This window comes from Lentzea sp. CA-135723, from assembly GCF_050936595.1.
Classification (GTDB): domain Bacteria; phylum Actinomycetota; class Actinomycetes; order Mycobacteriales; family Pseudonocardiaceae; genus Lentzea.
This window is the reverse complement of sequence record NZ_JBNJMK010000001.1, coordinates 417,858-442,822: the sequence shown is the minus strand read 5'-3', so window position 1 is coordinate 442,822 and position 24,965 is coordinate 417,858. Positions and strand designations below refer to the sequence as shown.

Genomic DNA, 24,965 nt, shown 5'->3' with positions numbered 1-24,965 from the left:
GAGGTCAGGCCTGCGTGCCGGGAGCGCCGCTGCCGCTGTACTCGCCGAGGTCGGCCACCAGGTCGGCGACGTCCGGGTTGCCCGCGTACCGGCGGCGGTGGATGTCGGCGATCTTGGCGCCCAGGTCGGGGTCGGCGTCGTCGGTGATGTCGAACGAGACGAACCTGTCGATCAGCGGCAGCCCGAGGCGGTCGACCTCCAGGTGCGCCGGGTGGTTCATCATCTGCTCGTAGTCGTCGAGGGTGTCGAGGACCGACACCGCGCCGAAGTCGTACTCACCGCCGAAGTCGCGGCCGATCACGTACGACCGGACCGTCGTCATCTGGGCGGACGCGGCCTGCATGGCCGCGAGGCCCGCCGCCGCCTCCTCGTCCGTCACGCCGGGCTTGAGGGAGAAGCGAATGCCGTGGTAGATCACCGAGAGGTCCTTTCAGAGGTGGTGCGGAGGGACACGCCGGCGACGAGAGCGCCGGCGAGCATGGCCACGCCCGACCAGGTGAAGGCGGTGCCGACACCGGTGAACGCGATCAGGGGCTGCACGAGCAGCGGGGAGAGGAACTGCCCCAGGAAGATCCCGGAGACGAGTCCACTGAGGACACGGCCGCGCCACCCCGGCGGCGCGACGTCGGACAGCCGCAGCGTGAGGTTCGGGATCGCGAGACCGACCCCGAGCCCGCCGACGAAGAGCCCGGCGGAGGTGCCCGCGACGGTGCCGGTGACGCCGACCAGCAGCCAGCCGGAGCCGAGCAGCGCGACGCACAGCACCGTGACGACGCCGGACGACAACTTCGTGCGCACGGCGGGGAAGGCGAAGCCGCCGAGAGTGCTCGCCAGGGTGCCGCACGCGACCACGAGGCCGACCAGCACCGGCCCGTTGCCCTGCGCGGTCAGCAGGAACGGCACCTGGGTCGGGGCCATGTAGAACGCCATCGTGGCCACCAGTGCCAGCGCGTAGATGCCCAGCACTCCCCCGGTGAACGCCCGCCCGTGCCCCGACGCGGGCGCAGCGGCGGCGGACCGGTCCCGGACGCTGAACACCGCGGCCAGCGCCACGAGCGCGGCCGTCGTGTAGAGCCAGAACGGCACCCGCCAGCCGACGGTGGCCAGCAGGCCCGCGAGCGGGAGCAGCACGGCTCCGCTGAGGCTCGCGAACACCTGCTGCAGCCCGAGGAACGCCGTGCGCGCGGGTCCGTCGAACCAGTCGGCGATGATCGCGTTGACGGCCGTCATCACGCCCGCCACGGCGACACCGAGCACCGCCCTGCTCACCAGCAGCAGGACCAGGTCGTCGAGGAAGTACCCGGCCGTACCGCTGACCGCGTAGAGCACGAGGCTCGCCAGCAACAGCGAACGCCGGCCGAGCCGGTCCGCCGCGAGGCCCGCGAACGGCGCGGTGAGCGCGACCGTCAGCGACGTGATCGTCAGCGCGAGCCGCACGAGCAGCGAGGCTCCGCGCTGGTCGGCGAAGACCTGTTCCATCAGCGGCAGGCTCGGCGCGATGATCGCCGGCGCCATGATGGTGAGCGTGGCCGCGGCGAGCACCGTGCCGCGGCTCAGCACACCGGGTGCCCGCCACACCGGCGCGCCAGTTGTTCCGGGCTGCACAAGAAACTCCGTGGATACCGAGGGATTCGCCGGCGGGACATCGCCGATCTCGATCACCACGAAAGCTATTCACCCGGACGTGTCGCGTCTTCGGACGACGGTGCCGTTCTCGGGTCCGTTCCCGGGACGAGTCAGCGCTCGCCTCCTACCACGGGAGGAGGCGAGCGTCATGCTTTCGACCCACATCGGCGGCGGACGGGCGACCGGACCGCCGCACCGCCCTACTATCCGTGGTCATGCGCTTTCTGCCGCGCGGCCACGACGCGTTCATCACGAGGACCGCGCTGCTCGGCAGCGTTTTCGGCATCCTCAACCTCTTCTACACCGAGGAGTGGGGCTGGATCCTCGCGCTGGCGATGCTGCCCGCGTTGCTCGTGCGGCTCGTGTGGCGGAGCATGCCCGGCTGGCTGCTGCTGGCGTGGCTCGTCGTCCCCACGCTCATCGGCGACATCGCGGTCGTCACGCACACCTCGACCATGGTGCTGATCATCGGGATGGTCGTGGTCGCGGCGGGCGGCACCCGGCGCGCCGACACGGTCGCGCTGACGTTGTGCCTGTTCTCCCCGTTCGTCGTGTGGGCGCTCGACACCAACAGCTGGCACCGCGGCATCGGCGCGTGGCTGTGGTCGGGCGGCCTGCTGCTCGGCTGGGTGCTCGGGCGGCTAGCGGGCGAGCAGCAGACCCTGATCGCGGAGCTCGAACGCACCAGGAGCGAGCTCGCCGACGCCGCCGTGCTCGCCGACCGCCAGCGGATCGCCCGCGACCTGCACGACATGGTCGGCCACAGCTTCAGCGTCGTCCTGCTGCACCTCGCGGGCGCGCGGATGAACCTCGCCGCCAACCCGGACGAGGCGGTGAAAGCCTTGCGGCAGGCGGAGACCGTCGGCCGTGAGGGCATGGACGAGCTGCGCCAGGCCCTGGTGCTGATGCACCGCGGCAATCCCGCGCCCACCGTGTCCGGGCTCGGCGACCTGGAGGGCCTGATCGCCACCTACCGGGACGCGGGCCTGCGGATCGACCTCACCGTCGCCGACGGCGTCGACCAGATCGGGGCCGCGCCGCGGATCGTCCTGCACGACGTGGTCCGCGAGGCGCTCACCAACGCGGCCAAGCACGCGCTGCGGCCGGAGGCGTCGGTCAACATCGGACTCGACGACGACGCCATCGCGGTCAGGATCACCAGCCCGCACGCGCCGGGCGTTCCCGGCGGACGAACGGGCATGGGACTGACCGGCCTCGAACACCGCGTGTGCGCGATCGACGGGACGTTCACGGCGTCGCCCGACCGCGGCGACTGGACCGTCCTGGCGTCGTTCCCGCGCCGGCTGGTGGAGGTGCGGGCGTGATCAGGGTGCTGCTGGTCGACGACCAGCCGATGATCCGCGCCGGGCTCTCGCTCGTGCTGCGCAGCCAGCCCGACATCCAGGTCGTCGGCGAACGCGACGACGGCACGGAAATCGTGCGCGTCGTCGCCGAGTGCGCGCCGGACGTCGTGTGCATGGACGTCCGCATGCCGGGGATCGACGGCGTCGAGGCCACCCGGCACCTGCGTGCCGCGAACGGCCCGCCGGTGTGCGTGCTGACCACGTTCGACGACGAGGACGTGCTGTGGTCCGCGGTCGAGGCGGGGGCGGCGGGTTTCGAGCTCAAGTCCGCCACGGCGGAGAACCTCGTCGAGGCGGTGCGCACGGTCGCCGGTGGCGGCGCGTGGATCGACGGCAGGCTGCTGCGCCCGATCCTCACCACCTACCGCAGGATCGCCCGCGCCGTGCCCCGCACGCCCGACCTGCCGTCGACCGTCACCGAACGCGAGCGCGACGTGCTGCGGCTGATCGCGCGCGGCCTGTCCAACCGCGAGATCGCCGAGCACCTCAGCCTCGCCGAGACCACGGTGAAGACCCACGTCGGATCGTTGTTCGCGAAGCTCGGTGCCCGCGACCGCGCCGCCGCCATCGTGTTCGCCTACGACTGCGGCCTCGTTCTGCCGAACCGCTGAGTCACGCCGGCGGAGAACGCCGAGGCGGCGTCGCCGCCTCGGCGAGAACCCCTCAGAGGCGGCGGACCCGGCCGAGCCACGCCGCGAGCTGCACCTCGCCGTGCGCGGGCAGGCCCCGCTGCACGGCCACCTCGGAGATCTGCTCGGTGATGAAACCCTGGTAGTGCGCGGGTTCGACGCTCTCGACCTCCCAGCCCTCGATGAACGCCTTGGGGATCACGTCGGCGCCGATGCTGGAGCTCAGGCCGGGAGCCGCGTCCGAGTGGGCGAGGATGTGCACGAGGGCGCCGGGGTTGGTCAGCGCGTGCAGCACGGCGGCGTAGTCCCTGGCGGCGTTGGAGTCGCCGTACGCGCCGAAGCCGTGGAACAGGGCCACGTCGACGACGGTGTCGAAGCCGCCTGCCAGGAACGGGTGCCGCTCGGGGTGCAGCATGTTGGCCACCTCGAAGCGGGCGGCGGGCACGCCTCGTTCGACGGCGGTGCGGCGGGCGTAGGCGATCGCGCTCGGCGAGAGGTCGACGCCCAGGGCCTCGTAGCCGAGCTTGGTGAACAGGGTGGTGTGCTCACCGGAGCCGCAGCCGGGTTCGAGGACCCGGCCGCGGATCAGGCCGGCGGCCTCCAGGGCGACGATCGCGGGCTGTGGCCCGCCGATGAGCCACGGCGCGGTGCCCTCGTCGTACATGAAGTTCCAGTACTCCGGATCTTCGAAGCCGCGGGACTCGTCGGTCTGACCGGTCTGTGTCATGGGTTCATAGTGGTGAACCAACACGTGGGCGAACACCGCTCGGAAACGAACCCACTGGGTTGTGCGGTATGGAATGCGGGTCCGCGTGCCGACAACGCTGGGTGGGCTCAGGCGGTCGTCTTCACGCGGGTCAGCACGGTGTCCAGGAAGTCGGTGACGCTCGCCGACTCCGGTTCCGCGACCGCCGCGACGTGGCCGTCCGGGCGGACCAGCACGAGCAACGGGCCGTTCGCCTGGTACGCGCGGTAGGCGGCCTCTTCTTCCGGCGGGATCACGTGGGTGGTGATCGCGACGGCGTAGCGGTCGTCCAGGCTCGCGGCCAGCCGGTCGGTGTCGAGCGCCTGGGCTCCGAACAGCAGCACGTGGTAGCCGGTGCCGTGGGTCAGGTCCAGGACGCTGCTCGCGCCGTCGCGGGTCGGCCTGATCTCCGCGTACGGCGCCCGGTCCCCCGGCCGCAGCGCACCGGTGCCCCGGCCGACGGCGGCCGACCTGGGGTACCTGATCCACAGCTGCGAGAACATGTGGAAGAACATCCGGCGGATCGGCGCGAGCCGGGACACCACGCCGACCACGCGGGTCGCCACGTGCGTGCGCATCCACACCGCCACGGCGCTGTTGCCGGTCTCCAGCTTGAAGCCGAGGTCGGTGCGCTTGAGCACGGTGCGGGCGATCGGGCGGCGTTCCGACTCGTAGGTGTCGAGCAGCCACTCGGGCGCCTCGCCGTTGATCACCTGCGCGAGCTTCCACGCGAGGTTGACCGCGTCGCCGACGCCGAGGTTGAGGCCCTGGCCGCCCGCCGGGTTGTGGATGTGCGCGGCGTCGCCCGCGAGGAAGACGTTGCCCACGCGGAACTTCGACGCGATCCGGCTGTGGAAGCGGAACATCGACGCCCAGACGATCTCCTTGAGCCGGGCGTCCACCTTGAAGTAGTCGTCGAACCACTGCTGGAGGTCTGCGGGGGCGAGCGGCGCGTAGGCCTCGTGCGATGGGTTCTTCTGCGACGGCGCCTGCTCCAGCTCCCGCGGCACCACACCGAAGAGCCGGCACCGGCCGGATGCGAGCGGCAGGATGCCGACGAACCCGCCGCGGGTGAGGTTGAGCCGCATGCCGCGCACACCGAGGTCGACGTCGAGGGTGACGTCGGCGAGCATGCCCGCCTGGTCGTAGGTCTCGCCGTCGAACGACTGCCCGACGAACCCGCGCACGACACTGCTCGCCCCGTCCGCGCCGACCAGCCATCGTGCGGTGATCGACGCACCGTCCGCCGTGGTCACGCTCACAAGGTCACCTGTGTCCGTCAGGTCGGCCACGGGGGTGTTCCACTCGACCTCGACGTGGTGCTCCTTCAACGCCTCCACCAGCACGCGCTCGGTCTCGAACTGCTCCAGCGCGAGTGCGTAGGGGAACCGCGTGCGGTCGCTCGTGCCCTCGCCCGCGAGCGGCATGTCGCCCACGTGCCGGCCTGCCTCGTGGATGGCGACGTCGGTGATCGGCAGGCCGCGGGCGACGGCCGCCTCCGCGACGCCGAGCCGGTCGAAGAGCTCCAGCGTGCGGGCGTGCACGATCGCGGCACGGGCCTGTTCGACGGGGCCGGGCTTGGCGTCGACGACCCGCACCCGCACGCCGTGCTGGGTGAGCATCAGCGCGGTGCACAGGCCGGTCGGGCCGGCGCCCACCACCAGGACGTCACAGTCGCGTTCGTCGCGCATCGGCTTCCTCATTCACGTCGGCGAGTCTGCGTTCGCAGTATCGCGACGTGCGGTGATGCTCCACATCGCCCGTTCTGGAGCGTGATCGGCCGGTCACCCTGCGCGAGCGCGCAGGTTCTCCGTGCCGTCCTTTCTCCGCGCCGTCCGGACCACCGATGGTGGAGGCGATCACATGGTGGACTGCCGGAAGCCGAGGGACCTCGATGAGCACCGCACCGGAAGCGTTTTTCGACGACCTGGCCGAGCTGTACGAGCGCTTCACGGTCATCCGCGACGCCGCCACGAGCCCGGTGCGGTCGTGGCTCGTCGAGCAGCTGCCCGCCGGGTCCCGCGCGCTGGACGTGGGCTGCGGCGGCGGCAACAACTGCGGCATGCTCGCCGACCGGTACGACGAGGTGGTCGGCGTCGACGTGTCGCAGAAGATGCTCGACATCGCGGCCGCGAAACCCACCCGCGTGCCGGTGCGCTACGAGTGCCGCGACGCCGCCACGATGTCGCCGGACCGCGACGGGCTCTTCGACCTGGTGATGTCGGTGAACGCGGTGTTCCACATGGGACCCGCCGACGAGGTGCTGCCCGTGCTGCGCTCGCTCGTGGCGCCCGGCGGCCGGCTGGTGATCGTCGACGTGACGCAGCCCGACGACGCGGCCGCCCCCGCCGAGCAGAGCGCCTACGCGTTCCAGACCGGCAAGATCATCTACGACGTCTCCGGCGACGTCGAGGCCGCGTGCGACTCGGTGCGGATGATGCTGCACCCCCGCTGGCTCGAGATGAGCGCCGCCGCGATGCCGCTCACCGATCGAGAGTTCCAGCTCCAGTACGAGAAGGCGCTGCCCGGCGTGCGGATCACCAGGGACCTCATCCCCACGATGAGCGCGGCCGTCTGGGAGAACGCATGAGCGTCTTCCACCTCCCCCGCCTGCACTTCGCGGGCGCCGCGATCACCCGCCTGCCCACCGGCCCGCGCGCGGGCTGGCTCGACCTGGAGACCAACCAGGCCATCGACGACGGGGGCGTGTTCGACACCGACCGTCCCGTGCAGGAGTACTACGACTTCCTCGCGGACTCGAAGGGCCACAACTTCGAGGGCAACGGCCACTTCTGGGTCGACGCGAAGGTCGTGTCCACCGAGCTCGCGCCCGGTGCCGTCGCCACCGAGGACCTCGTCGTCGGGCGGAGTCTCGACTTCTGGGGCCACTTCTGCGACTACACCGCCGGCACGGCCAACCGGTCGCGCGTGTTCGACGTCGACCCCGCCTCGAACTGGACCACGACGTTGATGGTCGGCCAGCTCGCGCTGGGCAGGGCGGGCCGCTCGCACGACGTGCCGTACCTGGTGACCGGCGACGTGAACGGGCTGTGCCCGCCGCGCTGGAACCAGTTCCACACCGTGCTGCACCAGTTCGCCGTCGACAAGGCCGAGGGGCTGCACTGGCTCGACGGCGTCGCGGACTCCCCCGTGCTCACCCGGTTGCGCGAGGTCGTCGAGACCGAGGCGGACGGCCTGGTCGTGCAGTTCGGGCTCACCGACCAGAAGCACACCGGCGAGGGCCAGCCGGACATCTGGCAGCTGCGCGGGTCGATCGGCGCCTGGTACCGGTCCGAGCTGCGCAGCTACCCGGCCGGGCGGCTGCTCACCCCGCGCACCACGAGGTCCGCGCTGCCCAACGTCTCCGTGCACGTCACCGACGAGCACGTGACCGCGAACCTCGTCACCGCGCGCCCGGACACCGATCTGGAGGTGCGCACGGCGTCCGGCACGCTGCTCGCGACCATTCCGTCCACTTCGGACTCCCGCACGTCCGGTGTCGTCGTGGCGGCGCGGGTGGACGGCGCGTCCGGTGATCTTGCCGAGGCGCTGGTGATCACCGCACCCGACGGGACCGTGCTGTCGCGCGAGGAAGAGGTCGTCGTCGAGTCCGACGAGGCCGCGTTGTTCCTGGAGCACGAGAACACGCGGACCGGCGAGGACCACGCCGTCGAGATCCCCGTCCGCTCCTACCTGCGCGGGGTGCCCGCGCGGGTCGACCGGATCCACGTCCGGCAGCACGTGAACCCCGCCGCGCTGCCGTTGGCCGAAGACCGCGACACCGCGCAGCTCGTGGCGTTCCTGCCCACCGGACAGGCCGAGTACCAGGCCTCGCAGGTGCTCTCCACCGACGAGCACGGCCGCGGCACCATCACGTTGAAAGGCGTGCGGGGAGGCGCGACGCGGGTCGTCCTGCGTCCCGAGAACACCCCGGAACCCATCGGTGCCACGGCCGCCGAGCGCTACGACAACGACGATGCCCAGGGCTACTGGTCGGCGGTCGGGTCGGTCGCGGTGCGGGTGCTGCCGGACCACTGGCACCTCGACGACCTGCCGGACGAGGACATCACGTTCCGCACGCTCTACCGCGAGGCGCTCGCCTACTACGAGCTGCAGTACTCGTTCATGCGGTCGGAGGTGCTGAGCCTCGCCGACGAGTTCAAGGTCGAGCCCTACGCCCGGCTGATCTGGCACGTGTCGGCGCCCGAGCACAAGGGCAAGACGTTCTACATGCCGCCAACGCGGGACATGAGCGCGCCGCAGATCCGGATGATGCTGCGCTACCTGCTCGCCGACGACGCCCAACGGCAGACCCCGCCGACTTTCGTGCCGCAGCAACGCAAACTCGGCACGATCACCACCAAGGACCAGCTGCTGCACGCGCTCTACCAGGCGGCGGCGATCGAGCTGGCCACCATGGTCCAGTACCTCTACGCGGCCTACAGCGTGCCGACCCACGGCGCCGGCAAGAAGCTGGTCGAACGCGGCGAGTGGACCGCGGAACAGCTGCTCACGGTGTCCGGCGAGGGCACCGAGACGTGGAGCAACGGCATCCGCGGCAGCCTGATGTCGGTCGCCCGCGAGGAGATGATGCACTTCCTCGCGATCAACAACATCCTGATGGCCATGGGCAGGCCGTTCCACCTGCCCAAGCTCGACTTCGGCACGTTCAACAGCGCCATCTGCGTGCCGCTGGAGTTCTCGCTGGAGGCGCTGAACCTCGCGAGCGTGCAACGGTTCGTGGCGCTGGAGCAGCCGCACGACCTGATCGAGGACATCGCGGGCAACGACTCCACGGTCCTGCGCGCGGACGGCGAGCCGTACCAGTACGGGTCGCTGAGCGAGCTGTACGCGGCGATCCGCGAGGGCGTGCAGGCCGTGCCGGGCGTGTTCCTGGTGAAGAAGGGCCGCGGTGGTGGCGCCCACCACCTGTTCATGCGCGAGTCCGTCAACGCCGTGCACCCCGACTACCAGCTGGAAGTCGACGACGTGGCAAGCGCGGTGTTCGCGATCGACTTCGTCACCGAGCACGGCGAGGGCGGGCAGATCCCCTCGACGCTGCCGGAGGAGGAGTCGCACTTCGACACGTTCCTGCGGATCTCGGAGATGCTGATCGCGGAACGGGCGAAGGGCCCCAACGACCGCAGGATCCCGTGGAACCCGGCCTACCCGGTGATGCGCAACCCCACGCTGAAGCCGGGCAACCCGGCGATGGACCACGTGACGCACGAACCGGCGCGGATCGCCATGAAGGCGTTCAACCGGTCGTACTTCATGGCGATGCAGCTGATGGTGCAACACTTCGGCTACAGCCCGGACAAGTCGTTGCGCCGCAGCAGGTTGATGAACTGGTCGCTGGACATCATGACCGGTGTGCTGCGGCCGCTGGGCGAGCTGATCGTGACGCTGCCGTCCGGACGGCCCGGCCGCACCGCGGGCCCGTCGTTCGAGCTCGACTCGACGCCCGAGTACATCTCCCGGCCCGACGTCGCGGTCGAGTGGATGGCGCGCGAGTTCGACGAGGTGGCGGACCTCGCCCGCAAGTGCGTCGGCTTCGGCCTCACCCCGACCGTCGGCGACCTGCTCGCCTTCATCGGGGACTCGTTGCGCACCATGGACCTGAAAGACCTGTGATGACCGAGAAGACGACAGTGTGCATCGCGGGCGGCGGTCCGGCCGGTGCCGTGCTGGGGCTGCTGCTGGCGCGGTCCGGGGTGGACGTCGTGGTGCTGGAGAAGCACGCCGACTTCCACCGCGACTTCCGCGGCGACACCGTGCACCCGGCGACGTTGCAGATCCTCGACGAGCTCGGGCTGATCGAGAAGTTCCACGCGCTGCCGCACCAGAAGGTCAGCACGATCGGCGTCGTGCAGGACGGCAAGCGGATCGACATCGCCGACTTCCGGCGGTTGAAGGTCCGCTACCCGTACATGGCGTTCGTGCCGCAGTGGGACTTCCTCGACCTCGTCACGGCGGAGGCCAAGAAGTACCCGGGGTTCCGGTTGCTGATGAACACCGAGGCGCTCGGCGTCGTGCGGGACGAGGACGGCCGGGTCGCCGGTCTGCGCGTGCGCGGGCCCGAGGGCGAACGGCAGATCCGCTCGACTCTCGTGGTCGCGGCCGACGGACGGCACTCGGTGATCCGGCAGGACGCGGGGTTCGTGCCGACGCTGATCGGGCGGTCGCTCGACGTGATCTTCTTCACGATCTCGCGCCGGGACGACGACCCGGACGAGGGCATCTGCGTGCGGATCGGCAACGGCAAGATCTTCGGCGCGACCGACCGCCGCACCTACTGGCAGATGTCGTACGAGACGTCGACCGGCGGCATGGACAAGGTGCGCCGGGAGGGGCTCGACAAGTTCCGCGCCGACCTGGCCGAGCTCGTGCCGTTCCTCGCCGACCGCGCGCACGATGTGTCCTCTTTGGACCAGCTGAGTCCGCTGGAGGCCAGGATCGACCGGCTGGAGCGGTGGCACGAGCCCGGTCTGCTGTTCATCGGCGACGCCGCGCACGCCATGTCCCCGGTCGCCGGCTTCGGCGTGAACCTCGCCGTGCAGGACGCCGTCGCCACCTCGAACCTGCTCACCGACGCGCTGCTGCGCGCTCAGGAGGGCCGGATCTTCGACGACTCGTTGCTGGCCCGCGTCCGCCGGCGCCGCAAACGCGCGGTCGCGTTGTCGCAGGGCCTGCAGCGGGCGACGCAGAAGTTCGGCATCGACGAGGCGCTCGACGGCTCCGGCCAGCCGCCCGCGCCGAAGATCTTCGAGAAGCTCGGCGTCGCCCAGTGGCTGATGAGCCGCGTCATCGGGCTCGGCTTCCGGCCGGAACACGTTCGCACCCAGGAGAGAGCGCCGGAGGGAACCGTCCGATGACCGCACCGGGAATGCCGCCGCAGGCACGGATGATGCAGATGATCACGGGATACTGGGTCACGCAGGTCGTGCACGCCGTCGCCGACCTCAAGATCGCCGACCACCTCGCCGAGTCGGCGCTGACGCTCGACGAGATCGCCGCGCTCGCGGGCGTCGAGAGCGACACGATGCTGCGGCTGTTGCGCGCCTGCGCGTCGCAGGGGCTCGTGGCCTACGACAACGGCCGGTTCGTCAGCACGCCGTTGCTGGAGACCCTGCGCGAGGGCGTGCCGGGGTCGTTCCGCGACATCGCGATCGTGCACGGCTCACCCGGCCACTGGCTGTCCTGGGGCAGGTTCCCGGACGCCGTGCGCGCCGGTGAGCCGCAGACGAAGGCCGCGCTGGGCAGCGACATCTGGACGTACTTCCAGTCACAGCCGCAGGAGTGGGAGCGGTTCTCGAACTCCATGACCGAGCTGACCGACGGCCTGTCGCGCGAGATCGGCTCGTTGCTCGACACCTCAGGGCTCACCACGGCGGTGGACGTCGGTGGCGCGAACGGCGCGCTACTGCACTCGTTGCTTAAGGCCAACCCCTCGCTCCGAGGCGTGGTATTCGACCTGCCGACCGTCGAGGCGACCGCGGTGGCCGAGGCGGAGAAGGCCGGGCTCGCCGACCGCTGCACGTTCACCGGCGGCTCGTTCTTCGACTCGGTGCCCGAGGGCGACCTGTTCCTGCTCAAGGCCGTGCTGCACAACTGGGACGACAAGTCGTGCGTGGAGATCCTCACGAACTGCCGCAAGGCGTTGCGGCCCGGCGGGCGGGTGGTCGTCGTCGAGATGCCGCTGGGGCCGTTGGGGGAACCGGGCTTCGCTCCCCTGCTCGACCTGGGGATGCTCGCCGTCAACGCGGGCCGGGAGCGCGACCTCGACCAGTACGCCGCCCTGTTCCGCGCCGCCGGCCTGCGCCTCGACGCGGTCACGCCGACCTCGTCGCCGCAGAGCCTGATCCACGCCGTTGCCGCGTAACCACGAACCGGAGGTATGACCGAAGATGCTGAAGAACGTAGTGGTGGTCGGCGGCGGCACGGCCGGCTGGATGACCGCGTCCTACCTGACGGCCGCGTTCGGGGACCGGATCGACGTCACGCTGGTGGAGTCGAAGCGCGTCGGCGCGATCGGCGTCGGCGAGGCGACGTTCAGCACGGTCCGGCACTTCTTCGAGTACCTCGGCCTCGAGGAGAAGGAGTGGATGCCCGCCTGCAACGCCACCTACAAGCTCGCCATCCGGTTCGAGAACTGGCGTGAGCCGGGGCACCACTTCTACCACCCGTTCGAACGCCAGCGGGTCGTCGACGGCTTCCCGCTCACGGACTGGTGGCTGCGCGACCCGAAGTCCGACCGGTTCGACAAGGACTGCTTCCTCGTCGGCACGCTGTGCGACGACCTGAAGTCGCCGCGCCAGATGAACGGCGAGCTGTTCGAGGGCGGCCTGGGCCAGCGCAGCACGTACCGCACGACGCTGTCCGAGCAGACCACGCAGTTCCCGTACGCCTACCACTTCGACGCCACGCTGGTCGCGAACTACCTGCGCGACTACGCGGTGGCGCGCGGGGTGAAGCACGTCCTCGACGACGTTCAGGACGTGACGCTGGACGACCGCGGCTGGATCAGCCACGTCGTGACCAAGGACAGCGGGAACCTCACCGGCGACCTGTTCATCGACTGCACCGGATTCCGCAGCCTGCTGCTGGGCAAGGCGCTGGGCGAGCCGTTCCAGTCCTACCAGGACAGTCTGCCCAACGACAGCGCGGTCGCGTTGCGGGTGCCGCAGGACATGGAGAACCGCGGCCTGCGGCCGTGCACGACGGCGACCGCGCAGGACGCGGGCTGGATCTGGACGATCCCGCTGTTCGACCGCATCGGCACCGGCTACGTCTACGCCGGCGACTACATCTCGCCGGAGGAGGCCGAACGCACGCTGCGCGCGTTCGTCGGTCCCGCCGCCGAGCACGCCGACGCCAACCACATCAAGATGCGCATCGGCCGCAGTGAGCGGCACTGGGTGAACAACTGCGTGGCCGTCGGCCTGTCCAGCGGGTTCGTCGAGCCGCTGGAGTCGACCGGCATCTTCTTCATCCAGCACGCCATCGAGCAGCTGGTGAAGCACTTCCCGGACGAGCGCTGGGACGACGGGCTGCGCAAGTCGTACAACAAGCTCGTCAACAACGTGATGGACGGCGTGCGCGAGTTCCTCGTCGTGCACTACTACGCCGCCAAGCGCCAGGACAACCGGTACTGGCAGGACACCAAGACCCGGCCGCTGCCGGACGGTCTGGCCGAGCGGCTGGAGCGCTGGCAGACCCGGCTGCCCGACGCCGAGTCGGTCTTCCCGCACTACCACGGGTTCGAGGCCTACTCCTACGTGTGCATGCTGCTCGGCCTCGGCGGTCTCGACCTCAAGTCGTCGCCCGCGCTGGGGCTGATGGACACCGCGTCGGCGCGGCACGAGTTCAAGCTCGTAGGCGAGCAGGCCGCCGAGCTCGCCAGGACGTTGCCCACGCAGTACGAGTACTTCGCCCAGCTGCACCGGGCGAGGTGATCTCGGTGGTGCTGAACGGACTCCACCTCGTCGCGCTGCTGGCCGCGTTCTTCGCTGTCGCGGCGCTCGGCCGAGCGGTCGCGCGGGCGTCGCGGCTGCCTGCGGTCGTGGGTGAGATCGCGTTGAGCATCCTGCTCGGACCGGTGCTGCTGGCCGCGTTCGGCAAGGGCGTGTTCACCGCTCTGCTGCCCGCGGACCTGACCGGGGTGCTCAAGCAGATCGGCGAGGCGGGGCTGGTGCTCTTCCTCATCGGCGTGGTGCACCACCTCGACCACGGCGGCACGGGCGGGTGGCGCGGCAAAGCGCTCGGCCGGATCACCGCCGGCGCCTTCGTGCTCCCCGTCCTGACCGGACTCGCCTTCGCCGCGTGGGTGTTGTGGTTCGCGCCGGACGAAGTCCGGGGCACGGCTCCACCGGTCGCACTGGTGCTGATGCTCGCGGTCGCCATGTCCGTCACGGCGGTGCCGGTGCTCGCGCGGATCCTGGAGGAGCGGTCCGACCTTGGCCGCGCCTCCGGGCTGTCGATGATGGCGTCGGTGCTGATCGACACGCCCGCGTGGCTGTTGCTTACCGTCGCGTTAGGACTCACGGCGGGCGGCCTCGGCGGCGTGTGGCTGGCGTTCGCGACGATCGGCGCCGGTGCGGTGATCGCGTGGCTCGGTCATCGGGCGCTCGGTTCCGCGGTCGTCAGCGGGTGCGCGTCCGGACGGCCGCGCACGACCGCTCTGGTCCTCGCCGTGGTGGCACTCGGCGCGGGCACGGCGGTGCACTCGCTCGGGCTCACCGCGATCTTCGGGGCGTTCCTGGTCGGCGTGATGGTGCCGCGCGATGACGCGTGGGCGCGGGTCGTCGCGCTGGTCAGCCGGGTGGGCAGGGCGTTCGTGCCGGTGTTCTTCGTGGTGGCCGGCGCGACGCTGTCCACCAGCGGCGCGTCGGCGTTCCCGTGGATCGGCGTGGTGCTGGCGCTCGTGCTCGGTGTGCTCGGCAAGATCGGCGGCGGGTACGCCGGGGCGCGCTGGGGTGGTGAGGACGAGGTCACCTCGCTGCGGGTCGGCGTGCTGGTGAACACCCGCGGGCTGACCGAGATCGTGGTGCTGCAGATCGGTTTCACCGCCGGCCTGCTCACGCCGGGGTTGTTCGTGGCGTTGCTGGTGATGGCGCTCGTGACGACCGCGCTCACCGGCCCGCTGCTGGACGTGATCACCCGGCGCGCCGGGGTGGCACGGGAGGAGGTCTCGGTGTGATGGACCAGTTCCGGGGATTGATGGCGGCCTTCCCGACCGGCGTGGCCGTGGTGACGGCGTTCGACCAGGACACGCGGCCGTGGGGGATGACGGTGTCGTCGCTGTCGAGCGTGTCGGTGGACCCGCCGACGTTGCTGGTGTGCCTGCGGGACCAGAGCCCCACGCTGGACGCGTTGATGCGCACCGGCGCGTTCACGGTGAACCTGCTGCACCACGAGGCGCGCCCGGCGGCGGAGCTGTTCTCCTCCGGCGACCCCGAACGATTCGGGCAGGTCGCGTGGGAGAAGCCGGAGTCGGTCGGTGGGCCGCACCTGGTGGACGACGCGCACGCGGCGGCGGACTGCGAGGTCGACCACATGCACCGCACCGGCACGCACGTGGTGGTGTTCGGCAGGGTCCACCGGGTCGTGCACCGCTCGGCCGCGCAGCCGCTGCTCTACGGGCTGCGCCAATACGCGTCGTGGCCCCGAATCGCTTGAGGCACGAAGAAGAAGGCCCCCACCTGGATTCGGTGGGGGCCTTCTTCTTCGTCACGGTAGCTGCGTCAGTGCTCGGCGAGCAGCCACTCCGTCGTCACCCTGATCGCCGGCGCCTGCCAGTGCGCCTCCACCGGCGGCCCGATCTCCACCAGGCTTTTCGGGCACGTCAGCGCCTCCACCGCACTGCGCGACGACTCCACCGGCGCACCGGGAGGGCCCGCGCGGTGCACGACCAGCGTCGGCGCGGTGATCACCGGCAGCACTCCGCGCGGCTGCAGCCAGAACACCTCGTTCAGCATCGCCCGCCCGACCACGAAGGTGTCCGAGACGCGCAGGTGCCCGTCCGCGAGCAGCGCACGACCGGCCTCGGCGCCGAGGAAACCGTCTGACCAGGCCGGGTTCGCGTCGGCGAAGTGGTCCTGGTAGTCGATCAGAGGGTTGAACAGCACGACCTTCGCCACCTCCTCGCCCCGCCGGGCCGCGTAGCCGGCCGCGACGCCGCCGGTGAGCCCGGTCGCGAGCAGCGAGGCGGGACCGGGGGCCGCGGTCTCGCGCAGGTGGGTCAGCGCGGCGCTGATGACGTTGAGCAGGCCGGACAGGCTCAGTTCGGCCTGGCTGCCTTCGCTGTCACCGTGCCCCGGCAGGTCGACGCGCAGGCTGGCGATGCCGAGAGCGGCCAGTTCCGCGGCCAGGCGGACGTGGAACCCTCCCTGGTCGCGGTCGGCGCCCTCGCCGTGCAGCAGCAGGGCGGTGCCGCGGAGCTCGCCCGCGGGCAGGACCTCGGTCGCGGCCAGCCTCAGGCCGTCGTGCCCCCGCACCGAGGTCGTTCGCTGGACGGCAGTGGCCGCTGTCATGACAGGCCTCCTCACGAGAAGTTTCGCGTCAGTGTCGTGCGTGGACGGACCCGCGCACCCCCGCGCGCGAGAGAAACCGTTGTGTCGCGCGGTATGGACTGCTCCGGTGAGCGGGTTGGGCACGCCGAACCGCGTGCCCGGCGGGCCACCCGCGTGATGTGGGGCGGTCCGGCGCGGCGAGACGATTCTGCCCATGAGTCCGGTGCACACGAACGTCTTGTCCGGCGGACAACACTGGCCGCAACGGCCGAAGCGCGTCACCGTGCTCGGCGCGGGCGTGGCGGGCCTGGTCGCGGCGCACGAGCTGGAACGCCTCGGCCACAGCGTGCAGGTGCTGGAGGCGCGGCTCGAGGTCGGCGGCCGGGTGCGCACCCACTCGTTCGTCCCCAGGGGCCCGCTCGCCGAGGTCGGCGCCATGCGGATTCCCGCCTCGCACCACCGGACCATGCAGTGGATCGACCTGCTCGGGCTGAGCGACCGGGTGCGGCAGTTCCGCACGCTGTTCTCCGACGACGCCAGCTTCCTGGAGACCCACGCCGGGCACCTGCGGGTGCGCGAGGCGACCTCGGTGCTGGTCGAGGAGTTCCGCCGCGGCCTGCCGCCCGGCGAGTACCGCGAGGAGTCCGTGCTCGCGGCGACGTGGCTGACCGCGAGCGTGAACGCGGTGGCACCCGGCGCGTTCCGGACGAACCTGCACAGCGACCTGAACCTGGAGCTGCTGGACCTGCTCGACGGCATCGACGTGCGGCCGTACTTCGTGAGCACCGGCGGGGTCGAACGCCTTGACGTCAACAGGTTCTTCGCGGGCAACCCGAAGTTCGCCGCCCGCAGCCGGCTCGCGCACTTCTTCGACGACATCACCGTCGAGACGTCGTCGGCGTTGTTCCGGCTCGAAGGCGGCATGGACCAGATCACCGTGCGGCTGGCCGAAAGCCTGCGCGGGCCGGTGCACCGCGGCCGTCAGGTCGTCGGGCTGCACGTGCGCCAGGACGGCGTGGTGGTGGAGACGCGGCGCGGCCTGGACGTCGTGGCGAGCCACTGCGACTACGTGCTGTGCACCGTGCCGTTCTCGGTGGTGCGGCGGATGAACCTGAGCGGGCTGGCCGACGACAAGCTCGCGACCGTGCACGACATGCAGTACTGGCCCGCCACCAAGATGGCGGTGCACTGCCGGGAGCCGTTCTGGGAGTCGGACGGCATCAGCGGCGGAGGCTCGTTCACCGGCGGCCTGGTGCGGCAGACCTACTACCCGCCGGTCGAGAGCGATCCCCGGCTCGGCGCGGCGCTGATGGCGAGCTACACGATCGGCCCCGACTCGGACGCGCTGACGCAGTTCCCGCCGGAGAAGCGGGAACGCGTGGTGCTCGACGAGCTCAGCCGCATCCACCCCGAGCTGAAACGGCCCGGCATGGTGCTCGGCGTCGTCACGCAGGCCTGGGGCGAGGACTTCTCCAGCATGGGCGCCGCGTCCGTGCGGTGGAGCAAGGACATCGCGACGTCCGAGGAGGAACGGGCGCTGGCGGCCAAGCCGCAGGGCACGTTGTTCTTCGCCGGCGAGCACTGCTCGTCCTATCCGGCGTGGATCGAGGGCGCGATCGAGTCCGGTCTCAGCGCCGCCCAGGAGATCCACTCCGCCACCTCCGCCGACCGCCCGGTCGTGGCGTCCGGCTACCGGCGCATGCGGGGTGGCGCGGCATGAACCCACGGGAGGAACAGGTGCTCGACACCGAGGTCGTCATCGTCGGCGGCGGACCGACCGGCATGGCCACCGCGCTGGAACTGCGCTCGCGCGGCGTGGACTTCGTGCTGGTCGAGGCCGGTGACGGCACGGTCGGGCACCCCAAGGTGTCCAGCATCGGGCCGCGCTCCATGGAGTTCTTCCGCCGCTGGGGCATCGCCGACGCCATCCGGCACTCCGGCTGGCCGGAAGATCACCCTCTGGACTGCGTCTGGACGACCCGGATCGGCGGGCACGAGCTGTTCCGGCTGCCCCGCCACACGATGGGCACCCGACCGGACTTCCGGCACACCCCGGAACCGGACGCGATCTGCCCGCAGCACTGGCTCGGTCCGTTGCTGCGCAAGGCGGTCGGCGTGCACCCGGACGGGCCGGTGCGGATGAGCACGCGGCTGGAGTCGTTCACGCAGGACTCGGCCGGAGTCTCGGCGGTGCTGAGCGACGGCACCGAGGTGCACGCGCGGTACCTGATCGCCTGCGACGGCGCGAGCTCGCCTATCCGCAAGCTTTCGGGCATCGCCGCGCCTGCGGTGCACGACACGTTGGTGTTCCGCAACGTCCTGTTCCGCGCGCCCGAGTTGAGGGCTCAGCTCGGGGACAGGATCGCGAACTTCTTCTACCTGATGATCTCGTCGGCACTGCGGTTCCCGGTGCGCGCGCTGGACGGTTCAGGGCTGTACCGGATGACGGTCGGGCTGCAGGGATCACCTGAGTCGTTGCAGGACGCCGAAACGCTGGTGCGCAGGGCGATCGCGTTCGAGACGCCGGTGGAGGTGGTGTCCGACAACGAGTGGTACCTCGTGCACCGGGTCGCCGAGAACTTCCGCTCCGGCCGGGTCTTCCTGGTCGGCGACTCGGCGCACACGCTGTCTCCGTCCGGCGGGTTCGGCATGAACACCGGCATCTGCGGTGCCGCCGACCTCGGCTGGAAGCTCGCCGCCGACCTGCGCGGGTGGGCAGGTCCCGGGTTGCTCGACAGCTACACGACCGAACGGCAGCCCGTCGCGTTCGAAGGCCTGGAAGAGGCGAACCGCAACCTGGAGCGGGCGATGCGCCGCGAGGTGCCGCCGTTCCTCAACGACGACACGCCCCAGGGTGCGGCGATGCGGGAGAAGATCAGCGAAGGGTTGCGGCGCGGCGGGGTCGCCAAGGAGTTCGACGCGCCGGAGATCCACCTCGGCTTCACCTACGCCGGGTCTCCGCTGATCGTCGACGACCCGACCGCCGAGAACCTGGAGGACCGGCGGCCGAACACCCGGCCTGGCTCCCGCGCCCCGCACGCGTGGGTCAAGGACGGCGTGTCCACTTTGGACCTGTTCGGCGACGGGTTCGTGCTGGTGCACTTCGAGGACTCGCCGCACCTCGGCGCGTTCGCGGACGCCTTCGGCACGCGCGGGATCCCGTTCCGCGCGGAGCGGCTCTCTCCGGACATCGCCGAGGCCTACGAACGGCCGTTCGTCCTGGTGCGGCCGGACGGGCACGTGGCGTGGCGAGGCACCGAACTTCCTGCCGACGCGGGGACGATCGCCGACACCGTGCGCGGTGGTGCGCGATGAAGCCGTTCTCGCTCAAGGGCTGGTCGGACGAGGACCTGCGCGACCCGTTCCCGGTGTTCGCCCGCCACCTCGCCGCCGGACCGGTGCAGTTCGCGGACGGCACCTGCTACGTGTTCGGCCACGACGCCGCCGTCGAGACGCTGACCAGTGCCGCGTTCGGCCGCCGCTCGCCGTCCGGTGGCGGCAGTCCGGTGTCGGTCACGTCGGCGTTGCGCACGCTCGTGGAGAACTGGCTGGTGTTCCTCGACCCGCCGCGGCACACCGAGCTGCGGTCGGTGCTGAACAGGGAGTTCTCGCCGTCCGTCGTGACGGACCTGCGGCCGCGGATCGCCGAGATCGCGCAGACCCTGCTGACCGACCTGCCGATCACGTTCGACCTGGTGGAGAAGTTCTCCGCGCCGCTGCCGATCCTGGTCATCTCCGAGCTGCTCGGCGTGCCGCGCGAGGACTCCGGCTGGCTGCGGGACCGCGCGGTCGACCTGCAGGAGGCGAGCAGCGTCCGTGCCGCGGCGAACCCCGACGCACACGCCATCGCCGACCGGGCCGCCCACGAGCTCCGCGACTACTTCCTGGCCCTGGTGCAGCGGCGGCGATCCGAGCCCGACGGCGACCTGGTGTCGTTGATGGTGTCCGCCCAGACGCGCGGCGAGCCGTTGTCGTCGGACGAGATCGTCGGCACCTGCGTGCACCTGATGACCGCCGGGCACGAGACGACCACCAACGTGCTGAGCAAGTCGGTGCTGGCACTGGCCTCCCGGCCGGAGGCACGCGCGGAGCTGCGGGACGGCGTCACCCCGGCCGCCGTCGAGGAACTGGTCAGGTTCGACCCGCCCGTGCAGGCCGTCGGACGGTGGGCGCACCAGGACGCCGTGGTCGCCGGCGTCGAGGTTCCCGCCGGCACCAGGGTGATGGTCATGCTCGGTGCGGCGAACCGGGACCCCGCCCGGTTCGCCGCACCCGACACGCTCGACCTGCGCCGCGCGGGCGGCCGCAACACCGGCTTCGGGCTCGGCATCCACTACTGCCTCGGCGCCACGCTGGCCCGCGCCGAGCTGGAGATCGGGCTCGGCCTGCTCCTCCAAGCACTCGGTGAGTACACAGTGGACAGCGTGAAGTTCCCGCACGACATCGTGTTCCACGGGCCGCACAGCGTGGTGGTGACCAGGGGCTAGGGAGCGATGCGGGCCAGGTCGACCCGCGAACGGATGTCGAGCTTGCGGTAGACCTGCCGCAGGTGGAACCCGACGGTGTGCGGGGAGACGAACAGCTCGGTGGCCACCTGCCGGTTGGTCAGGCCGTGCGCGACGAGTGCGGCGACCTTCGCCTCCGCGGTGGTGAGGCTGCCCCAGCCGGAGTCGGGGCGGGTCTCGTGGTTCCAGTGCCTGCGCCGCACACCGAGCCGGCGGAGCTTGCGGCGCACCCGTGCCGCGTCCCACGCCGCCCCGAACTCGTCGTAGCGCTCCATCGCCCGGTTGAGCGCCGGCACCGCGCGGTCGCGGTCGCCGTCGCGCAGCATCGAACCCAGGTCCTCGACCAGCGACGCCACCGCCCACACGTCGTCGCCGTACAGGTCCTCCAGGCCTTCGAGCGCCGCGACGTCCTGCTCCAGCAACGCCCTGCCGTGCCGGGCCGCCGCGACGAACGCGCGGTGCCCAGGGTTCGCCCCTGCGAGCTCCTCGGCGGTGACGACGATCAGCTTGGCGTGGTCGACCTCCCCCGCGCTCAACGCCGTGCGCACCGCCCAGGACGTGCACGACGGGTCCTCCAGCACCAGCCGCCGGCGCGCGGCGGGGTCCTCGATCGCCTCGCGCAGCTCCTCCAACGCCTCCCGCGCGCCCCGCCCGGCCGACGTGAGCAACGCCGAGAGCAGGCAGCGCAACAACAACGGCGGGCCACCGGGCACCCGGCTCTCCAGACAGCGCAGGTGCCGGGCCGCGGCCGCCAGATCACCCCGCCGCAGCGCCGCCATCACCAGCACGGCGCGCAGCTGCGGTTCGTAGACGGGCGTGCCCGCGCGTTCGGACGCCAGCAGGCCCGCCGTCGCCTCGGCCTCCGCCGCGGCCAGATCTCCCTTGACCAGCAGCACCTCCGCCCGCAACGCCAGCGGGAGCGCGCTGAGCACACCCATGTTCTGGTCGTCGATCGTGCGCCTCGCCTGCTCGGTCGCGGCCAGCGCCTCGTCCAGCCGGCGCACCCTCGTGAGCATCCACGCCCGCATCCACAACGGGTCCGCCTGGCTGATCTCGGGCAGCCCCGGCCGCAACGCGATGGCCTCGTCGGTGGCCGCCAACGCCTCGTCCAGCTCGCCCTCCCGCCAGCGCACCCGCGCCCGCACCGTGAGCGCGGCCGCCCGGACGGCGTCACCGTGCGCACCGGGTTCCGCGAGCACCCGTTCCGCCACGGCGACGACCTCGTGCCGTTCCTCGCCGGAGAACGTGTTGAGCAGCAACAGGTCCGGCCACGGCTCGTCCCGCCCCGCGACCACGTCCTTCGCCGCCGCCTCGTCGCCGCGCAGCATCAACGCCGTCGCGAGCCAGTTCCGCAGCTCGCCCGACGCCTCGTCCGCGTCCGTGCGGAGCTGCTCGGTCGCGAGCTCGATCGCGGCGCTCAGATCCCCCAGCCGCACCAGCGCGGCGACCGCGCTGGTCGCGAGCACGACCCGGTCCTCACCGGCGGCGATCTCCAGCCCGCGCGTCGCCAGCGCCGCCGCCGTCCGCGGCGCCGTCGGCAGCAACCCCGCCACGGCGTCCCTGATGATCCGCACCGCGGCCTCGTCACCGGGTTTCGCGCAGTGCACCAGGTGCACGGCGGCGGCCTCGACGCGGTTCCGCTCGACCAGCATCGTCGCCGCCTGCTGGTGCAGCATCGAGCGCAGCAACGCGGGCACCGTGCCGAGCACCACCAGCCACACCGGCTCGCGGTGGAACGCGAACTCGTCGCCGTCGCTGTCGATCACCCCGGCCCTGATGGCCTCCTGCAACGGCCCGAGCAGCTGCGAGGTCCGCTCGCCCAGCATCTCGGCCAGGTCCTGCGGCGGGAACCTGTCGCCCAGCACCGCCGCGACCTGCAGCACCTCCCGCGACCGCAACGACAACCGCCCCAGCCGTGCCCGCACCGCCCGCACGAACGCCTCGGGCAGCCGCGCGCCGGGCTCGGCCTCGACCGCCGACAACCCACCCACCGCAGCCCCGTCCACCAGCGAGAGAACGCCGCTCTCCGCGGTCAGGCACTGCTCCTGCCGCAACGCCAGCACGAGGTCCACCACGGACTGCGGCTCGCCACCGACGCTCTCGCACAACGCGATTACGTCCGGCTCCGGCGTGGCCTTGGTCAGCCCCTCGACCAGGCTCACCACCGCGGCCCCGGACAACGGCTCCAGCGGCCCGAGCCTCTTCACCCGCAGCTGCCGGACCACCGAGTGCAGGAGCTGCCCGTTCGGCGACTCCGCGTGCACCGAGTCCAGCGCGAACAACCACAGCACCGGCGCGTTCCCGAACTTGGCCATGACGATGCCCAGGGCGTGCACCAGCGCGGGCTCCAGCCGCTGCACGTCGTCCACGACCACCACCACGGGCTCGCTGCGCAGGTGGCCTGCGACCTGCGCCTCGCACCCGGCCGCCAGCAGGGCGATGCGGTCGTCCTCGCCTCGCAGCGCCCGGCCGCCGACCAGCGACACCGGCCGTCCCGGCGACGTGCCGTCCACCACGGCGAACCCCCGCCGCGCGGCCAGCGCCGCCGCCCGTTCGAGCACCCAGGTCTTCCCGGAACCCGGTTCGGACTGCACCACGACGACGTGTGCCTGTCCGCCGGCCTCGATCGCCGCGACCAGGTCCTCGACCGCCCGCAGTTCGGCCTCCCGGCCGTGCGGCCGAGCGAGGACCGCGACGCTGGGTGCGAGTGAGGGATCGAAGCCCTTTTCCAGATTCCCTTGGGACACGCCAAACTCTCCAATGCGTGTTGTCCGGCCTGGGCAACGCCACCTGTCATCGTTGTCGCGAAAGTCGCGAAAACGTCGCCGACTCCCCGAGCTCACGGCGCCCGAACACAATGCGATTGCGGGATCGGCCCCATTTATCTCAATTGGCCGGCGCCCTCACCTGGCCAGATCGTGGAACAACCTCTCACATTGATCTTCTAGGCGTTTCCCATGATGGCGGAGCCGCCAGAACGGTGTCAACGAGATGACACCAGTCCAGTCATCTTTAGGAAGAACCCCAAATCTCCACCCACGCGGATCAACTCGATCTGATGTTCGGACGATGCCCGGATACGACCGGAGGAACCACCGGACCGTTGACGGCAAAAACATGAAAAGGTATTCACCGGCCCACGCGGATCAGCGAAGCTTCACATGGGCCCCTGCTCGGTGTAATGCGCGATTTCACCGCCTTCGAACCGCCGCGAGCGCCCACTTTCGGTTTACACTGAAGCAATAGAGATCACTGTGCGACGGTCGCCAGGGCCGCGACGGTCTGCTCGACGATCTCGTCCTGGGCCTCGGCACGCGACACCGCCGGCACCCCGTCGCCCGGCTGGTCGCCGTAGTCGCCGAAGAACGCGTGCACCCCACCGGGGATCTCCGCGAACCGGGTGTCCGCGGGCAGCCGCGCGCGGGACGAGGCGATGTCCTGGGGCGTGGTGAAACCGTCCCGGCTGCCGTGGATGGACCACGCGACGAGGCCGCTGCGGGTCGACAGGTCATCGGTCGGATAGGACGCCCACAGCACGAGACCGCGCACGGACGGATCGGCGAGCACGTCCCGTGAGGCGGCCACGCCACCCAGCGAGTGCCCTCCGACCGCCCAGACCGGCACCTCCGGATGACTCGCCCGCAGGGGTGCCGTGTCGCCGCTGAGCAGGGCGATGTTCAGCGGTTCCTTCACCACGACGACGAAGAACCCCTGCGCGGAGACGCGCCGGAGCAACGGCAGGTAGGCGCGGTGGTCCACGCGGGCGCCGGGGTGGAACACCAGGCCCGCGCGGACCGGCCCGCCCGGGCGCAGCACGGTCTCGTCACCGGAGTCCTGGGTCGCGGCGAACGGCTGGAGGTACACCGCCGGCGCCACCAGCACGACCGCCAGCACCGCCGCGAGCCACGGCGGTGCCCACCACGCCAGCACGACGCCGATCACCGCCACCGCGCCCAGCAGGACCAGCTGCGCGGGGTGGCCGCTGGTGAGCGGTCGCCACGCCAGCGCGAGCAGGACCAGCGGCACCACGACGCTCAGCCCCGCCGCGACCGACCTCAGCACATTGTTCAGCACGCTGAGCATTG

Annotated in this window: 19 protein-coding genes; 12 read left to right on the top strand and 7 right to left on the bottom strand. The window is 71.1% G+C overall.

Going from position 1 to position 24,965, the window contains the following annotated elements:
- Window positions 1-4 precede the first annotated feature (4 nt).
- Both ACQEU1_RS01840 and ACQEU1_RS01835 read right to left on the bottom strand, forming a co-directional pair.
- The gene (locus ACQEU1_RS01840; protein ID WP_433195481.1) at window positions 5-418 is read right to left on the bottom strand and encodes a Dabb family protein; all 414 of its coding nucleotides are present in this window, start codon (window positions 416-418) and stop codon (window positions 5-7) included.
- Entirely contained in the window at window positions 415-1,605 is a 1,191-nt protein-coding gene (locus tag ACQEU1_RS01835; RefSeq protein WP_433195479.1) for an MFS transporter, read from the bottom strand. Before ACQEU1_RS01835 ends, ACQEU1_RS01840 begins: the two co-directional genes overlap by 4 nt.
- 236 nt (window positions 1,606-1,841) lie before the next feature.
- Here ACQEU1_RS01835 and ACQEU1_RS01830 point away from each other — a divergent pair, with 236 nt between their 5' ends.
- Window positions 1,842-2,951 carry a sensor histidine kinase gene (locus ACQEU1_RS01830; protein WP_433195477.1) on the top strand — a complete coding sequence of 370 codons (1,110 nt, stop codon included), beginning with the start codon at window positions 1,842-1,844 and terminating at the stop codon, window positions 2,949-2,951.
- Window positions 2,948-3,601: a response regulator gene (locus ACQEU1_RS01825; protein ID WP_433195475.1), complete on the top strand. Its 654-nt coding sequence runs from the start codon at window positions 2,948-2,950 to the stop codon at window positions 3,599-3,601. The genes ACQEU1_RS01830 and ACQEU1_RS01825 overlap by 4 nt, the downstream gene beginning before the upstream one ends.
- 52 nt (window positions 3,602-3,653) lie before the next feature.
- Here ACQEU1_RS01825 and ACQEU1_RS01820 read toward each other — a convergent pair whose 3' ends face one another.
- Both ACQEU1_RS01820 and ACQEU1_RS01815 read right to left on the bottom strand, forming a co-directional pair.
- The gene (locus ACQEU1_RS01820) at window positions 3,654-4,346 is read right to left on the bottom strand and encodes an SAM-dependent methyltransferase (RefSeq protein WP_433195473.1); all 693 of its coding nucleotides are present in this window, start codon (window positions 4,344-4,346) and stop codon (window positions 3,654-3,656) included.
- A gap of 107 nt (window positions 4,347-4,453) precedes the next feature.
- Window positions 4,454-6,055 (bottom strand): FAD-dependent monooxygenase, encoded by a 1,602-nt coding sequence (locus ACQEU1_RS01815; protein WP_433195471.1) that lies wholly within the window; start codon window positions 6,053-6,055, stop codon window positions 4,454-4,456.
- 203 nt (window positions 6,056-6,258) lie between these two features.
- On the opposite strand from ACQEU1_RS01815, the gene ACQEU1_RS01810 reads away from it, so the two are divergent.
- The 7 genes from ACQEU1_RS01810 to ACQEU1_RS01780 are packed head-to-tail and all read left to right on the top strand — an operon-like array spanning window position 6,259 to window position 15,542.
- A complete protein-coding gene (locus ACQEU1_RS01810) occupies window positions 6,259-6,954 on the top strand; it encodes a class I SAM-dependent methyltransferase (RefSeq protein ID WP_433195469.1) in 696 nt (231 codons plus the stop codon).
- Entirely contained in the window at window positions 6,951-9,998 is a 3,048-nt protein-coding gene (locus tag ACQEU1_RS01805) for a ferritin-like domain-containing protein (protein WP_433195467.1), read from the top strand. Before ACQEU1_RS01810 ends, ACQEU1_RS01805 begins: the two co-directional genes overlap by 4 nt.
- Entirely contained in the window at window positions 9,998-11,239 is a 1,242-nt protein-coding gene (locus ACQEU1_RS01800; protein ID WP_433195465.1) for an FAD-dependent oxidoreductase, read from the top strand. Before ACQEU1_RS01805 ends, ACQEU1_RS01800 begins: the two co-directional genes overlap by 1 nt.
- A complete protein-coding gene (locus ACQEU1_RS01795) occupies window positions 11,236-12,246 on the top strand; it encodes a methyltransferase (protein WP_433195463.1) in 1,011 nt (336 codons plus the stop codon). The genes ACQEU1_RS01800 and ACQEU1_RS01795 overlap by 4 nt, the downstream gene beginning before the upstream one ends.
- A gap of 25 nt (window positions 12,247-12,271) precedes the next feature.
- A complete protein-coding gene (locus ACQEU1_RS01790; RefSeq protein WP_433195461.1) occupies window positions 12,272-13,819 on the top strand; it encodes a tryptophan halogenase family protein in 1,548 nt (515 codons plus the stop codon).
- A gap of 5 nt (window positions 13,820-13,824) precedes the next feature.
- Complete coding sequence (locus ACQEU1_RS01785) at window positions 13,825-15,063, top strand: cation:proton antiporter (protein WP_433195459.1); 1,239 nt, start codon at window positions 13,825-13,827, stop codon at window positions 15,061-15,063.
- Window positions 15,063-15,542, top strand: a complete 480-nt coding sequence (locus ACQEU1_RS01780) for a flavin reductase family protein (protein WP_433195457.1) — start codon at window positions 15,063-15,065, stop codon at window positions 15,540-15,542. The genes ACQEU1_RS01785 and ACQEU1_RS01780 overlap by 1 nt, the downstream gene beginning before the upstream one ends.
- A gap of 65 nt (window positions 15,543-15,607) precedes the next feature.
- Here ACQEU1_RS01780 and ACQEU1_RS01775 read toward each other — a convergent pair whose 3' ends face one another.
- The gene (locus ACQEU1_RS01775) at window positions 15,608-16,396 is read right to left on the bottom strand and encodes an alpha/beta hydrolase (RefSeq protein ID WP_433195455.1); all 789 of its coding nucleotides are present in this window, start codon (window positions 16,394-16,396) and stop codon (window positions 15,608-15,610) included.
- A 193-nt stretch (window positions 16,397-16,589) separates the two neighbouring features.
- On the opposite strand from ACQEU1_RS01775, the gene ACQEU1_RS01770 reads away from it, so the two are divergent.
- From ACQEU1_RS01770 to ACQEU1_RS01760, 3 genes are read left to right on the top strand one after another with little or no spacing between them, the layout of a single operon-like run.
- On the top strand, window positions 16,590-18,095 hold the full coding sequence (locus ACQEU1_RS01770) for a flavin monoamine oxidase family protein (RefSeq protein ID WP_433195453.1): 1,506 nt from the start codon (window positions 16,590-16,592) through the stop codon (window positions 18,093-18,095).
- Entirely contained in the window at window positions 18,092-19,690 is a 1,599-nt protein-coding gene (locus tag ACQEU1_RS01765) for an FAD-dependent monooxygenase (RefSeq protein ID WP_433195451.1), read from the top strand. Before ACQEU1_RS01770 ends, ACQEU1_RS01765 begins: the two co-directional genes overlap by 4 nt.
- Window positions 19,687-20,862, top strand: coding sequence for a cytochrome P450 (locus ACQEU1_RS01760; protein ID WP_433195449.1), 1,176 nt, complete (start codon window positions 19,687-19,689; stop codon window positions 20,860-20,862). The genes ACQEU1_RS01765 and ACQEU1_RS01760 overlap by 4 nt, the downstream gene beginning before the upstream one ends.
- On the opposite strand, the gene ACQEU1_RS01755 is transcribed toward ACQEU1_RS01760, so the two are convergent.
- Together ACQEU1_RS01755 and ACQEU1_RS01750 are read right to left on the bottom strand one after the other, a co-directional pair.
- Complete coding sequence (locus ACQEU1_RS01755) at window positions 20,859-23,627, bottom strand: LuxR C-terminal-related transcriptional regulator (RefSeq protein WP_433195447.1); 2,769 nt, start codon at window positions 23,625-23,627, stop codon at window positions 20,859-20,861. The genes ACQEU1_RS01760 and ACQEU1_RS01755 overlap by 4 nt on opposite strands.
- A 502-nt stretch (window positions 23,628-24,129) precedes the next feature.
- Window positions 24,130-24,954 carry an alpha/beta hydrolase gene (locus ACQEU1_RS01750; RefSeq protein WP_433195445.1) on the bottom strand — a complete coding sequence of 275 codons (825 nt, stop codon included), beginning with the start codon at window positions 24,952-24,954 and terminating at the stop codon, window positions 24,130-24,132.
- Window positions 24,955-24,965 lie beyond the last annotated feature (11 nt).